This is a genomic window from Streptomyces millisiae (genome assembly GCF_031845425.1).
GTDB lineage: Bacteria > Actinomycetota > Actinomycetes > Streptomycetales > Streptomycetaceae > Streptomyces > Streptomyces millisiae.
The window spans coordinates 58,144-71,048 of sequence record NZ_JAVREM010000029.1 but is presented as its reverse complement, the minus strand read 5'-3'; the positions used below and the strand labels follow the sequence as shown (position 1 = coordinate 71,048).

The 12,905-nt window shown below is 74.0% G+C and carries 14 protein-coding genes; 2 read left to right on the top strand and 12 right to left on the bottom strand.

The annotated features are described in order from the left end of the window. Positions 1 to 112: 112 nt before the first annotated feature. From lgt to hisI, 12 genes are all read right to left on the bottom strand, one after another. Positions 113 to 1,090 (bottom strand): prolipoprotein diacylglyceryl transferase, encoded by a 978-nt coding sequence (gene lgt, locus RNC47_RS21070; RefSeq protein ID WP_311601008.1) that lies wholly within the window; start codon positions 1,088 to 1,090, stop codon positions 113 to 115. A 136-nt stretch (positions 1,091 to 1,226) separates the two neighbouring features. Beyond that, positions 1,227 to 1,967, bottom strand: coding sequence for a DsbA family protein (locus tag RNC47_RS21065; protein WP_311601007.1), 741 nt, complete (start codon positions 1,965 to 1,967; stop codon positions 1,227 to 1,229). 90 nt (positions 1,968 to 2,057) lie between these two features. Then, the gene (locus RNC47_RS21060) at positions 2,058 to 3,275 is read right to left on the bottom strand and encodes a DUF1266 domain-containing protein (protein WP_311601006.1); all 1,218 of its coding nucleotides are present in this window, start codon (positions 3,273 to 3,275) and stop codon (positions 2,058 to 2,060) included. 61 nt (positions 3,276 to 3,336) lie between these two features. Beyond that, on the bottom strand, positions 3,337 to 4,152 hold the full coding sequence (gene trpA, locus RNC47_RS21055; protein WP_311601005.1) for a tryptophan synthase subunit alpha: 816 nt from the start codon (positions 4,150 to 4,152) through the stop codon (positions 3,337 to 3,339). Beyond that, on the bottom strand, positions 4,149 to 5,438 hold the full coding sequence (gene trpB / locus RNC47_RS21050) for a tryptophan synthase subunit beta (protein WP_311601004.1): 1,290 nt from the start codon (positions 5,436 to 5,438) through the stop codon (positions 4,149 to 4,151). Before trpB ends, trpA begins: the two co-directional genes overlap by 4 nt. Positions 5,439 to 5,653: 215 nt before the next feature. Next, the gene (gene trpM / locus RNC47_RS37635) at positions 5,654 to 5,809 is read right to left on the bottom strand and encodes a tryptophan biosynthesis modulator TrpM (RefSeq protein WP_394814833.1); all 156 of its coding nucleotides are present in this window, start codon (positions 5,807 to 5,809) and stop codon (positions 5,654 to 5,656) included. Between the two features lie 557 nt (positions 5,810 to 6,366). After that, positions 6,367 to 7,173 carry an indole-3-glycerol phosphate synthase TrpC gene (gene trpC, locus RNC47_RS21045; RefSeq protein WP_311601003.1) on the bottom strand — a complete coding sequence of 269 codons (807 nt, stop codon included), beginning with the start codon at positions 7,171 to 7,173 and terminating at the stop codon, positions 6,367 to 6,369. A gap of 145 nt (positions 7,174 to 7,318) precedes the next feature. Further along, complete coding sequence (locus tag RNC47_RS21040) at positions 7,319 to 7,729, bottom strand: DUF2752 domain-containing protein (protein ID WP_311601002.1); 411 nt, start codon at positions 7,727 to 7,729, stop codon at positions 7,319 to 7,321. 52 nt (positions 7,730 to 7,781) lie between these two features. Further along, positions 7,782 to 8,102 carry an HGxxPAAW family protein gene (locus tag RNC47_RS21035; protein WP_311601001.1) on the bottom strand — a complete coding sequence of 107 codons (321 nt, stop codon included), beginning with the start codon at positions 8,100 to 8,102 and terminating at the stop codon, positions 7,782 to 7,784. Positions 8,103 to 8,185: 83 nt separating this feature from the next. Next, positions 8,186 to 8,797, bottom strand: a complete 612-nt coding sequence (locus tag RNC47_RS21030) for a TIGR02234 family membrane protein (RefSeq protein ID WP_311601000.1) — start codon at positions 8,795 to 8,797, stop codon at positions 8,186 to 8,188. Then, on the bottom strand, positions 8,794 to 10,308 hold the full coding sequence (locus RNC47_RS21025) for an anthranilate synthase component I (RefSeq protein ID WP_311600999.1): 1,515 nt from the start codon (positions 10,306 to 10,308) through the stop codon (positions 8,794 to 8,796). The genes RNC47_RS21030 and RNC47_RS21025 overlap by 4 nt, the downstream gene beginning before the upstream one ends. Before the next feature lie 74 nt (positions 10,309 to 10,382). Further along, positions 10,383 to 10,742 carry a phosphoribosyl-AMP cyclohydrolase gene (hisI, locus tag RNC47_RS21020; protein WP_311600998.1) on the bottom strand — a complete coding sequence of 120 codons (360 nt, stop codon included), beginning with the start codon at positions 10,740 to 10,742 and terminating at the stop codon, positions 10,383 to 10,385. Positions 10,743 to 10,788: 46 nt separating this feature from the next. Between hisI and RNC47_RS21015 the strand changes: the two genes are divergently transcribed. Together RNC47_RS21015 and RNC47_RS21010 are read left to right on the top strand one after the other, a co-directional pair. Further along, positions 10,789 to 11,424 carry a TIGR03085 family metal-binding protein gene (locus RNC47_RS21015; protein ID WP_311600997.1) on the top strand — a complete coding sequence of 212 codons (636 nt, stop codon included), beginning with the start codon at positions 10,789 to 10,791 and terminating at the stop codon, positions 11,422 to 11,424. Between the two features lie 211 nt (positions 11,425 to 11,635). Further along, on the top strand, positions 11,636 to 12,853 hold the full coding sequence (locus RNC47_RS21010) for a rhamnogalacturonan acetylesterase (RefSeq protein ID WP_311600996.1): 1,218 nt from the start codon (positions 11,636 to 11,638) through the stop codon (positions 12,851 to 12,853). Positions 12,854 to 12,905 lie beyond the last annotated feature (52 nt).

Genomic DNA, 12,905 nt, shown 5'->3' with positions numbered 1-12,905 from the left:
CTTCCGGCGCTCCGCGCCGGTGGGTGTTCGCGGCAGCGAAGGGTGGGGAAACGACCGCGGCCCGCGCGAGGCGCGGGCCGCGGGGAAGGGCGGGTGAGTGGGGGACCCGGCGTCAGCCGGCGGTCGCCTTCGCGTCGGCGTCGCCGGACTTCCCGTCCGACTCCGATTCCGACCCCGCGTCCACCTTGGCCTCCGCCTTGGTCTCCGCGGCCTCAGCGTCCGGCTCCGCGGCGTCCGCCGCCTCCGCCGGATCCGCCGACTCCTCGGCCTCAGCGGCCTGAACGTCCGGCTCGACGTTCTCCTCGCGGCCGGGGTGCCGCCTCGCGGAGATCACCAGGTAGGCGACCGCCGCCACGAAGACGGCCAGGGAGGTCCAGTTGTTCAACCGCAGGCCGAGGAACTCGTGCGCCTCGTCGATCCGCAGGTACTCGACCCAGAAGCGGCCGACCGTGTAGGCCGCGACATAGAGCGCGAAGGCCCGACCGTGGCCCAGGCGGAAGCGGCGGTCGGCCCAGATCACCAGCGCGCCGACGCCCAGGCACCACAGCGACTCGTAGAGGAAGGTCGGGTGGAAGGTGCCCTGGTCGAGGCCGTTGTCGATCTCCACCGCCCACGGCACGTCGGTGGCGCGCCCGTAGAGCTCCTGGTTGAACCAGTTGCCCCAGCGGCCGATCGCCTGTGCGAACGCGATGCCGGGGGCGAGCGCGTCCGCCATCGGCGGCAGCGCGATGCCGCGGCGCCGGCAGGCGATCCAGGTGCCGAGGGCGCCACCGGCGATCGCGCCCCAGATGCTGATGCCGCCGTCCCAGATCCGGAACGAGTCGACCCAGTCCCGGCCGTCGCCGAAGTAGAGCTGGTAGTCGGTGATCACGTGGTACACACGGGCGCCGACCAGGCCGAAGGGCACGGCCCACACGGCGATGTCGGCGACGGTGCCCGGCTTCCCGCCACGGTCGACCCAGCGCTTGCCGCCGAGCCAGATGGCCAGGAAGACGCCGATGATGATGCACAGCGCGTATCCGCGCAGCGGCAGCGGTCCGAGGTGGATCTCGCTTTCGCTGGGGCTGGGAATCGAGGCAAGGATCTCCATGGTGACCCCGACGCTACCCTGCCCGGCCGGCATGAGGTAATCCGCGGGTCCTTCCGGGGGGCGCCCGAGGGCCACCCGGTGGACCCGACGCCACCTACCGCGACCGGCCGGGCACGCGACGTCAGGGGGCGGCGGATCAGCCCGCCAGCTGGTTCACCCGGTCGCGCAGGCTGTCCGGCGTCAGCGGGTTGTTGGCGTCGCCGTAGACGCTCTCCCCGTTCAGCAGGATGGTGGGGGTGGCGTTGAAGTCCGAGTTCAGGAAGGCGGCGTTCGAGTCGCTGACCCAGCCGTCGTGGCTGCCGTCCTCGACGCAGGAGCGGAAGGCGTCGGTGTCCAGGCCCTCGACGCTCCCGGCGAGGTCGATGAGGTGCGACGTGTTCGCGAACGCGTCGTCCTGCTCGGCCGGCTGGTGCTCGAAGAGCACGTCGTGGTATTCCCGGAACCGGTCCTGGTCGCGGGCGCAGGCGGCGGCGTTGGCCGCGGCCTTGGAGCCGCTGCCGCCCACGTTGCCGTCGATGATGCTGACCAGGTGGTACTCGACGCGCAGCTTCCCGGATTCCGTCAGGTCGTTGACCGTGTCCCGGAAGTTGTCCTCGAACGTGCCGCAGGCCGGGCAGCGGAAGTCCTCGTAGACGGTCAGCGTCGCCGGCGCGTCGGATGAGCCCACCGTGATGGGCTCGGCGTCGGTGGCGCCGCTCGTGCTGCCCCCGTTGTTCGCCGCGATGATGCCCACCGCGGCCGCGGCCGCGAGGACGACCACCGCCACGCCCGCCACCTTGGCGCCCCTGGCGCGCCGCTCCGAGACGCGCTCCCGCTCCCGTGCCCGCTTGATCCGCTCGCGGGCGCTCTGCTTTCCGTCACGATTTCTCTGGCTCACGCCCTGAGCCAACGAACCGCGCCCGGTCAGGACACGCCCGGCGCGCCACTCGATCGGTGCGGGCCCGCGTCACCGGCCTCGTTCCGCCGCTCAGTGGTCCGAACGGTCGGGCGCCGACTGCTCCCACGAGACGCTCAGCCAGGGGCTGTCCGGGTCCGTGGACAGCACGCGGTGCGCGGCGACCATCTCGGTGTACCAGTCGCCGTACTCCTCGCTGTCGAAGTGCAGGCAGCGACCGAGGACGTAGCCGGCGGCGAAGTCGGACCAGGAGCGGTACGCCTGGCGCGCGGCGGAGCCGACGCGCAGCAGCGCCCGCTCGGTCTCCGGGAGTTCGCAGTAGCGAGCGCCGAGGCCCCAGCGCGCCATGCAGGAGGCGCGGCCGTGGTCCCAGGCGAGCACGGAGCGCACCGAGTCGTCGGCGGCCAGCAGGCCGTCGGCGCGGAAGCGGGCCTCGTAGCGCAGGATGCGGCCGATCAGCTCCTGCACCAGCGCGATGTCCGCCTCCAGGTCGAACTCCGGTGGCCGGCCCGTCTGGTCGACCACCTCGGCGGTGCGCGAGACCAGCACCCGCTCGGCCGTCTCGCGCCACCGCACGGCGCCCGGCGCGGGCCCGTGCTCCTTGGTCAGCGCCTGCCGCACGCGTAGCACGAACTCCCAGGCGGGCGAGATGACGTCGGCCCGCAGCAGCCGCTCCTGGATCCGCTGCCAGTCGCCGCGCCCCGAGACACCCCACCAGGTGCGCAGCAGTTCGCGCTCCTCGCGGTAGCCGCCGTTCTGCCAGCCGAGGTGGTTCCAGAGGGAGCCGTTGTTGACGAGGAGCAGCGCGCCGCAGGCCATTCCGTGGGCGAGCGGCCCTGAGCGGTGCCCGGTCCACAGCGTCTTGAGCGGGCCCTCGGGGGTGGCGTTCCTGAGGTGCCTGCGCCACCGCCTGGGCTCGGCCGGGAGGAAGGTCTCCACGGGGGTGCCGGGGTTGACGGCCAGCCAACGGACGGGCCGCGGCCAGGACTTGACGAGGCCAGCGAGGTCGACGCGTTCGAAGACCTGCCCGCCGACCGGTGGCGGCAGCATGCCGCGGGTGAAGACGGCCACGCAGAGCCCCTCCACCTGGGGGTCCCGGAAGGGGTTGAGGCGGAGACCGCCGGGGACGGCGTCCGCCAGCTCCTGCGACATGGGGAAGAAGAGGTCGGTGCCGGCGAGTCGGGAGAGGAAGGCGGCCCAGTCGCCCCGCGAACCGGCCTCGTACAGGCCCTGCTCAACCGCCGTGGGCGGTTGCCACGGTATGCCGGCCGCGGTCCCCTCGGTACCCATGAGCCAGGACTGTACCCGAACGCGGCCCGTGGCCCGGGCCGCGTTCGGGCGAACGTGCCGGTCAGCCGGTGCGGCGGACGCCGGCCGCGAGTTCCGCGGCGAGCTCGCGCACCCGCTGCAGCGCGACGTCCTCGTCGTCGTGCTCCAGCAGCGGCTTCACGAACGCGGTGCCGACGATGACGCCGTCGGCGAAGGCGGCGACCTCGGCGGCCTGCCGCCCGTTGGACACCCCGAGGCCGACGCAGACCGGCAGTTCGGTGGTGGCCCTGGTGCGGCGCACCAGTTCGGCCGCGTCCCGGCCGACGGACTCCCGGGTGCCGGTCACGCCCATCAGCGAGGCGGCGTAGACGAAGCCGCTGCCGGCCGCCGTGATGGTGGCGAGCCGCTCGTCCCTGCTGCTCGGGGCGACCACGAACACCGTGGCCAGGCCGTGCTGTTCGGCCGCCTTCCGCCAGGCGTCCGACTCCTCGACCGGCAGGTCGGGCAGGATGCAGCCGGCGCCGCCCGCCTCGGCGAGCTCGGCCGCGAACCGCTCGGGCCCGTACCGGTCCACCGGGTTCCAGTAGGTCATCACCAGCACCGGCACGCCGGTGGCCGCGTGGACCTCCCGGACGGTGCGCAGCACGCCGGCGATCCGGATGCCGCCGCGCAGCGCGATGGTGTCGGCGCTCTGGATGACGGGGCCGTCGAGCACCGGGTCGCTGTGCGGCAGGCCGATCTCGATGATGTCGCAGCCGCCCTCCACCATCGCGACGACGGCGCGGACGCCGCCCTCCTCGGTGGGGAAGCCGGCCGGGAAGTAGCCGACGAGGGCGGCCCGGTCGGCCTCCCTGGCCGCCTCGAGCACGGCGCTGAGCGCCGCCGCGTTGCCACTCACTTGTCGCCCTCCTCGGCGTCGCGGCCGGTGTTGCCGTCGTAGAGCCCGAAGTAGCGGGCGGCGGTGTCCATGTCCTTGTCGCCGCGGCCCGAGAGGTTGACCACGATGAGCCCCTCGGAGCCGAGCTCCCGCCCGACCTCCAGGGCGCCGGCCAGCGCGTGGGCGCTCTCGATGGCCGGGATGATGCCCTCGGTGCGGGACAGCAGGAGCAGGGCCCGCATCGCCTCGTCGTCGGTCACCGGCCGGTACTCGCCGCGGCCGCAGTCCTTGAGGTAGGAGTGCTCCGGGCCGATGCCGGGGTAGTCGAGACCGGCGGAGATGGAGTACGGCTCGGTGATCTGGCCCTCGTCGTCCTGCAGCACGTAGGACCTGGAGCCGTGCAGGATGCCGGGCTCGCCGGCGCTGAGGGTGGCGGCGTGCTCGCCGGAGTCGACGCCGTGTCCGGCCGCCTCGCAGCCGACGAGTCGCACCCCGGTGTCCGGGATGAACGCGTGGAACAGGCCGATCGCGTTGGATCCGCCGCCGACGCACGCCACGACGGCGTCCGGCAGCCGGCCCGCCTGCTCCTGGATCTGCCGGCGCGCCTCGACGCCGATGACCCGGTGGAAGTCGCGGACCAGGGCGGGGAAGGGGTGCGGGCCCGCCACGGTGCCGAACAGGTAGTGGGTGTCGTCGACGTTGGCGACCCAGTCGCGGAACGCCTCGTTGATCGCGTCCTTGAGGGTGCGGCTGCCGGAGGCCACCGGGATCACCTCGGCGCCCAGCATCCGCATCCTGGCCACGTTGAGCGCCTGCCGCTGGGTGTCGATCTCCCCCATGTAGATGGTGCAGTCGAGGCCGAACAGGGCGCAGGCCGTCGCCGTGGCCACGCCGTGCTGGCCGGCGCCGGTCTCGGCGATCACCCGCGTCTTGCCCATGCGGCGGGTGAGCAGCGCCTGACCGAGCACGTTGTTGATCTTGTGCGAGCCGGTGTGGTTCAGGTCCTCACGCTTGAGGAACACCCGCGCCCCGCCGGCCTCGGCGCCGAACCTCGGCACCTCGGTCAGCGCGCTCGGCCGGCCGGTGTAGTGCGTGAGCAGCCGGTCGAGCTCGGCGCCGAAGGCCGGGTCCGCCTTCGCCTTCTCGTACTCGGCCGCCACCTCCTCGACGGCGGCGCGCAGCGCCTCGGGAACGAAGATCCCGCCGTACGCCCCGAAGTACCCACCGTCGTTGGGCACCGGCCCCCCGTGGTCGGGAAAGAAGTACTCCGCGGCCCGCTTGGACTCCACGGATTCGGTGTCAGACATTCGTTGCGTTGCCTTGCCTTCCGGATTGTTGCGAACGAGGGGTGTGTGCGAGGGCCGGGGCCTGGGCCTGCGCGGCCGGCAGAGCGGAACGCCGCAGCCCTGGCCGGTGGCCGTCGACGGGCCACGGGCAGGGTGAGTTCCGCGCTGCCAGGCGCTCGCGTCGTACCGGCTCGGGCCCTCGCCGCTTCGCTATCGCGAGCGCGAGGCGGCCCGGCTCATGCTTGGGACGCGGCCCGGGCCGGCCGCCATCGGCGACCGTTGATCCGACCGGGCTCGCAGCCGATGTGGTAGCGGACCCGCCGCCCCAACACCCGACGAGCCGGCGCCCGACACCCACGCGGGCGAAGCCCGCGCCCCGGGTCCACACGCATCCCCACCGACCACCGCACACTGTCCAAGCCGACATCGGCGGCCACCAGGCTGCCCCGCCCCCCGGCCAGCGCTCGGACCTCACCCCACGAGCCGCGCACGACGGACGGCACGGCCGAAACGGCGACGCCAACCGCTACGGCGCCACCCACCGGCGCCCACCCGGCCACACCGGCGGAGCCAACACGCCGCGCCTCCGGCACACGACCCTGGCCCCACACCACCTCATCGGCACCCACCGCCGGCCGCCCGGCCACGCCGACGGATCGCGCCTCCAGCGCACGGACGGCACGCCGCAATACCTGACAGGCACCCGACGCCAACCACCCGGCCACCTTGGCGGAGCCAACAGGCCGCGCCTCCGGCGCACGAACCTCGCCCCACACCACCTCATCGGCACCCACCGGCGTCCGCCCGGCCACACCGGCGGAGCCAACACGCCGCGCCTGCGGCGCACCAACCTCGTCCCACACCACCTCGCAGGCGCTCGCCGGCGGCCGGCCGGGCGCGGCGGCGGAGCCGCCGGCCGGCGCGGTCGAGCCAGCGCAGCGCCCCCGCATCAGCGGCCCTGTCGCAGCGCCGGGTGCGTGCCCGCGGCGACCAGGTCGGCGACCGCGGTCCGCGGGTCGCGGCCGGTCACCAGGGACTCGCCCACCAGCACGGCGTCCGCGCCGTCGTGCGCGTACGCGATCAGGTCGTGCGGGCCGCGCACCCCGGACTCGGCGACCTTGACGATGTGGTCGGGGATCTCCGGCGCCACCCGGGCGAAGGTGCCCCGGTCGACCTCGAGCGTCTTGAGGTTCCGCGCGTTGACCCCGATGATCCGGGCCCCGGCGTCGACCGCGCGGGTCACCTCGTCCTCGTCGTGGACCTCGACCAGCGGCGTGAGGCCGAGGGACTCGGCCCGCTCGACGAGCGAGACCAGCGCCGGCTGCTCGAGCGCGGCCACGATGAGCAGCACCAGGTCGGCGCCGAAGGCGCGGGCCTCCCACAGCTGGTAGGAGGTGACGATGAAGTCCTTGCGGAGCACCGGCACGTCGACGCGGGCCCGCACCGCGGCCAGGTCGGCCAGGGAGCCGCCGAAGCGCCGCTGCTCGGTGAGCACGGAGATGGCCGCCGCGCCGCCGGACTCGTAGTCGGCGGCGAGCGCGGCCGGGTCGGCGATGGCGGCGAGCGCGCCCTTGGACGGGCTCGAACGCTTGACCTCGCAGATCACCGAGACGCCGTCGCCCTTGAGGGCCGCGACCCCGTCCTTGGTCTGCGGGGCCTTCGCCGCGGATTCCTTGAGCTCGTCGAGGCTTGTCCGCGCCTGCCGCTCGGCAAGATCGGCGCGGACCCCTTCGATGATCTCGTCGAGGACACTCACGCGACCGGCCCCTTCCTGTCGGTTTGGGGATCCCGGACCACAGTCCAGGAGAGCAATCACACCGATGGTATCGGGCGCTGGGCAGAGGTTTCGCATCCGGTGGGGCCCCGTCCCACATGCCGGACGTGCGCGGCGCCGGGGCTGGTCAGGGGGCCAGTGCGGCGCCGATCGGCAGGTTGCGCAGCACCGTGAAGACGAGCGCCGCGCCGCCCAGGGCCCAGGCCACGGTGCGGGGCGCCGGGGCCGGCAGCGGGCGGCCGAACGGCGCCAGGGCCAGCCGCAGCGCGAGGAAGGACAGCAGTGCCGCCAGGATCGCGACGGCGAGGGCGTTGGCACCGAGGGCGGCGCCGAGGTCGGCGTCGGCGAGCGCGGAGACGCAGCGCAGGCCCCCGCAGCCCGGGCAGTGGAGGCCGGTGAGCGCCGGCACCGGGCAGGGCGGGTAGCGGCCGGGGGCCGCCGGGTCGAGGACGGCCACGGCGCCCAGGGCGGCCGCCGCCCCCGCCGCCCAGGACAGCCGGCTCAGGCGGCCGGCGAGCGGGGGACGGGGTGGTGGCACACGCCCAGCATGGGAGCGCGGCCGCCGCCCCGCAATCGCACGACGGTGAAGGTCAGCCGCCGACCGTGGCCTGCTCGGGCTCGGGGTCGGTGCCGGCCGCGCCGGCGGTCACGCCCGCGGGCTGGGCCGAACCGGCCCGCACCTTGGCCTTGGCGACGTGCGCCGCGCTGGCGGGCACCTGCTGCTGGCCGAAGCCCATGCCCTTGAGCACCAGGCCCGCGATCCCACCGAGGGCGATGATCACGCCGCCGGCCACCACGCCGAGCGGCTGCGCCATGATCGTGTAGGCGCTGCCGACGACCGTGCCGATGAAGATGATCAGGACGGCGGTCCAGGCGGCGGGAGAGTTGCCGTGGTGGTATTTGTCCGCCATGAGTGCTCCTTGTGGGTCAGGATCGGGCGCGCTGGCCCTCGCTCGGGTGCCGTCGTCCATTGTCGCAGCCGCCGCGGCGGGACCTAGGTGGGGTCCTCGCCACGGTCCAGCGCCCGCCAGATGTCCTCAGGGCGGTCGGAGTCCGTGGCGGCGGGCCGCCGCCGGTCGGCGCGGCGCCCGGCCCGCTCGTACCGGGCCGACATGGCCGGCCACTGCCGGCCGTAGCTCAGCGCGAGCAGCCCCGCGCAGAGCAGCAGCAGGCCGCCGAGGGCGGAGACCCACGGCCAGCCGGTGTGGCTCACGCTGCTGACGGCCGCCTCGCTGAGGCCCATGACCTCCGCCGCGTTCCGCTCCAGCGCCTCGGTGTCGCCGGCGCCGAGCAGCGCCGCGCCGATCGAGCCGGCGCCGCTGAGCGCGAGGACCGAGGAGACCACGGTGCGGCCGGTTCTGCGGACCGCGAACACGGCCACCAGGGCCGCGAGGCCGACGAGCGCCAGCGCGCTCGGCAGCCCGGACACGGCGCTGCCGCTGGCCGTCACCGGCAGCTCGGCGCCGGCGGCCGACGCCTCGCCCTCGCCCCAGGTCTGGCCGGCGGCGATCAACACGACGGCGGCCCCGGCCGCGCCGCTCAGCAGCGCGCCGGCGAGCGCGCGCCGTGGGGCGCTCGAACTGCCGGGGGTGGGGTCTCGCTTCACCCCTCCACGCTACCGCGCAGCTTTCCGGCGGTGGCCACCGCCCTGAGAACGGCCGCCGCCTTGTTCCGGCACTCGGTGTCCTCGGCGACCGGGTCCGAGTCGGCCACCACGCCCGCGCCCGCCTGGACGTGGGCGATACCGTCGCGCAGCACCGCCGTGCGGATGGCGATCGCGGTGTCGGCGTCGCCCGCGAAGTCGAGGTAGCCGACGCAGCCGCCGTAGACGCCGCGCCTGGTCGGTTCGAGCTCCTCGATGATCTGGAGGGCGCGCGGCTTGGGCGCTCCCGACAGGGTGCCGGCCGGGAAGCAGGCGGTGAGCGCGTCGAACGCGGTGCGGCCCTCGGCCAGCCGGCCGGTGACCGTGGAGACGATGTGCATCACGTGGCTGTAGCGCTCGACGGACATGAAGTCGACGACTTCCACGCTGCCCGGCGAGCTGACGCGGCCCAGGTCGTTGCGGCCGAGGTCGACCAGCATCAGGTGCTCGGCGCGCTCCTTGGGGTCGGCGAGCAGCTCCTCGGCGAGCTCGGCGTCCTCCCTGGGGGTGGCGCCGCGCGGCCGGGTGCCGGCGATGGGGTGGAGCATGGCCCGGCCGCTCTCCACCTTCACCAGCGCCTCGGGGCTCGAGCCGACGACGTCGAAGCCGCCCTCGGGTCCGCCGCCCTCGCCGGCGAACCTGAACAGGTACATGTAGGGGCTGGGGTTGGTGGCCCGCAGCACCCGGTAGACGTCGAGGGCGCTGGCCCGGCAGGGCGTCTCGAAGCGCTGGGACGGCACCACCTGGAAGGCGTCCCCGGCCCTGATGTACTCCTTGACCCGCTCGACGGCCGCCTGGTAGTCGGGCCCGCCCCAGCGCGCGGTGTACGACGGCAGCTCGGCGGGCGGCAGCGCGACGGCGCCGGCCGGCACCGGGCGGGCGAGGTCGGCCTCCATCGCGTCGAGCCTGGCCACGGCGTCCGCGTACGCCTCGTCGACGCCGGTGTCCAGGTCGTTGTGGTTGATGGCGTTGGCGATCAGCAGCACCGTGCCGTCGCGGTGGTCGAGCACCGCGAGGTCGGAGGCGAGCAGCATGGTCAGCTCGGGCAGCGCCAGGTCGTCGCGGGTGCTGTCGCCGACCGACTCCAGGCGGCGGACCACGTCGTAGCCGAGGTAGCCGACCATGCCGCCGGTGAACGGCGGCAGCTCCGGGTCGCGCGGGGTGTGCAGGGCGCGCAGCGTCTGGCGCAGCACCTGGAGCGGGTCGCCCTCGCGCGGCACCGAGACGGGCGGCGAGCCGAGCCAGTGCGCGCGCCCGGACCTGACGGTGAGGGCGGCCGAGCTGCGGACGCCCACGAAGGAGTAGCGCGACCAGGTGCGGCCGTTCTCCGCCGACTCGAGCAGGAAGGTGCCGGGGCGCTCGCCCGCGAGCTTGCGGTAGAGCGCGATGGGGGTGTCACCGTCGGCGAGGAGGCGACGGGTGACCGGGATCACCCGCCGGTCCTTGGCGAGCACCCGGAAACGGTCGAGGTCCATGCCGGCTGAGCCTACTGCCACGGGCCTGCCGGATCGTGCGCGGTGGAACGGCGGACGCCGCCCGCCGGGAACCGTCAGGCGGAGCCGAGCGGCAGCGCGCCAGCGTCGAAGCAGGTGCGGTCGCCGGTGTGGCAGGCGGCGCCGACCTGGTCGACCTTGACCAGCACCGTGTCGCCGTCGCAGTCGAGCGCCACGGACTTCACGTACTGCACGTGCCCCGAGGTGTCGCCCTTGACCCAGTACTCCCGGCGGCTGCGGCTCCAGTAGGTGCAGCGGCCGGTGGTGAGCGTGCGGTGCAGGGCCTCGTCGTCCATCCAGCCCAGCATCAGCACCTCACCGGTGTCGTACTGCTGCGCGATGGCGGGCACCAGGCCGTCCGTGGTGCGCTTGAGGCGGGCGGCGATGGCGGGGTCGAGAGCGGCTGGCTTGGGCATGTGTCCATTCTGCCGCCTGGCCGCCGGGGACTCTAAGGTGGAGATCATGTCTACCCATGCGAAGCGTGAACGGCTGTTGCTCGCTGACCTCTTGGAGACCTCGGGTCCGGACGCCCCCACCCTGTGCGAGGGCTGGACGGCGCGTGACCTGGCCGCCCACGTCGTGGTCCGGGAGCGCCGCCCGGACGCGGCGAGCGGCATCATCATCAAACCCCTGGCGGCGCGCGGCGAGCGGGTGCGCAACGAGTTCGCGGCCAAGCCGTACGAGGAGCTGATCCAGCTGATCAGGACGGGGCCGCCGCGGGTCTCCCCGTTCTCGCTGAAGCAGGTCGACGAGGCGGCCAACACGGTCGAGTTCTTCATCCACGCCGAGGACATCAGGCGCGCGCAGCCGGAGTGGGAGCCGCGGCCGCTCGACCCGGTCTTCGCGGACGCGCTGTGGCGTCGGGTGGAGTCGGGCGCGCGGATCATGGGGCGCCGCAGCCCGGTCGGCCTCGTGCTGCGCCGCCCGAACGGGCAGGTGGCCGTCGCCCACAAGGGCGCCCCGGTCGTCACCGTGACCGGCGAGCCCGGCGAGCTGCTGATCTTCGCCTCCGGCCGGCAGGACGCGGCCCGCGTCACCGTCGAGGGCGACGAGGAGGCCATCGCCAAGCTGCGGGCGGCCAGGCTGGGCTTCGCCTGACCGCCGGGCGCGGCGGCGGCCCGACCGCTCGGCGCGCCTGGCGACCGTTCAACGTCCTCCCGAGCCGCGGCTGTTGACAGTCGGGCGCGACCTTGTCACGCTTCCGCCGTCCCTTGAAAGCGCTTACCACCCGGGGCTTCGCAGGTTCGGATGAATCGATTCACGCGAGGCCTCGGCGGCCGGCGCCAGATCCAGCACACGGGAGTGATGGATGCGAGGAATACTCAGAGCCGCCAGCACCGCGCTGGCCGTGGTCGCCGCCGCGGCCGCGGCGGCGGTGGGGCTGCCGGGGACGGCCGCGGCCGCCGCGGCGGGTCCGACGATCTACATCGCGAGCGACTCGACGGCCCAGACGTACAACTCCGGCTACGAGCCGCAGGCCGGCTGGGGACAGATGCTCGACCGGTACTTCGCGGACGACGTCACCGTCGCCAACCACGCCATCGGCGGGCGCAGTTCGCGGTCGTTCGTCGAGCAGGGCCGGCTCCAGACGATCCTGGACCGGATCCAGCCCGGCGACTACCTGTTCGTGCAGTTCGGGCACAACGACGCCTCGGTCACCATCCCCGAGCGGTACACCTCCCCCGCGGACTACAAGGAGTACCTGCGCGCGGACTACATCGGGGGCGCCCGCGCCCGCGGGGCGATCCCGGTGATCGTCACCCCCGTCTCGCGCCGCTCCTACAACGCCTCGACCGGGCAGTTCAACGTCTCCTTCCCGGAGTACGTGCAGCGGGCGATCGAGGTGGCGCAGGAGGAGAATGTCCCGCTGATCGACCTCTCCGCGTCCAGCCGCGCCTACCTCGACTCCATCGGCCCCGAGGCCGCCAGGGGCGTCTTCCTGCACACCGCCCCGGGCGAGTACCCGAACCGTCCGGACGGCACCGCGGACGACACCCACTTCCAGCGGTACGGCGCCCTGCAGATGGCCCGGCTGATCGCCCGCGAGGTGCGCGGCGAGGGCCTGGCGCTCTCCTCGCAGGTGCGTGACACGGTCGACGACGTCTACGACCTCGGCCCGTCGAGCGGCCCGGTCGCCTCCTCGTACACCCAGGTCACCGCCGCCACCGCCTACAGCGCGTCGCGCGGCTACGGCATCGTGGGCAGCGGCCTGATCGAGCGCGACCGGGGCACGGCGATGAACCAGTTGCAGCGGGACTTCGTCGCCCTGTTCGACGGCCAGTACGAGTTCCGCGCCAACGTGCCGAACGGGGTCTACGACGTGCGGATCACCGCCGGCGACGCGACCGGCTCGGCGCGCACCAACGTCACCGTCGAGGGCTCGGTCACCGGCCGGCTCGCGCCCGCCGCCAACACCGCGGCCACGCAGACCTACGCGGGCGTGTCGGTCACCGACGGGCTGCTCGACCTCGTGGTCTCCGGGGAGACCGCGCATCTCAACGCCGTCGAGATCCTGCCGGCGGCCTGAGGACCGGTCCGGGCGCCCCACGGCCCCCAACACCCAGGGGCGCCCGGACCAC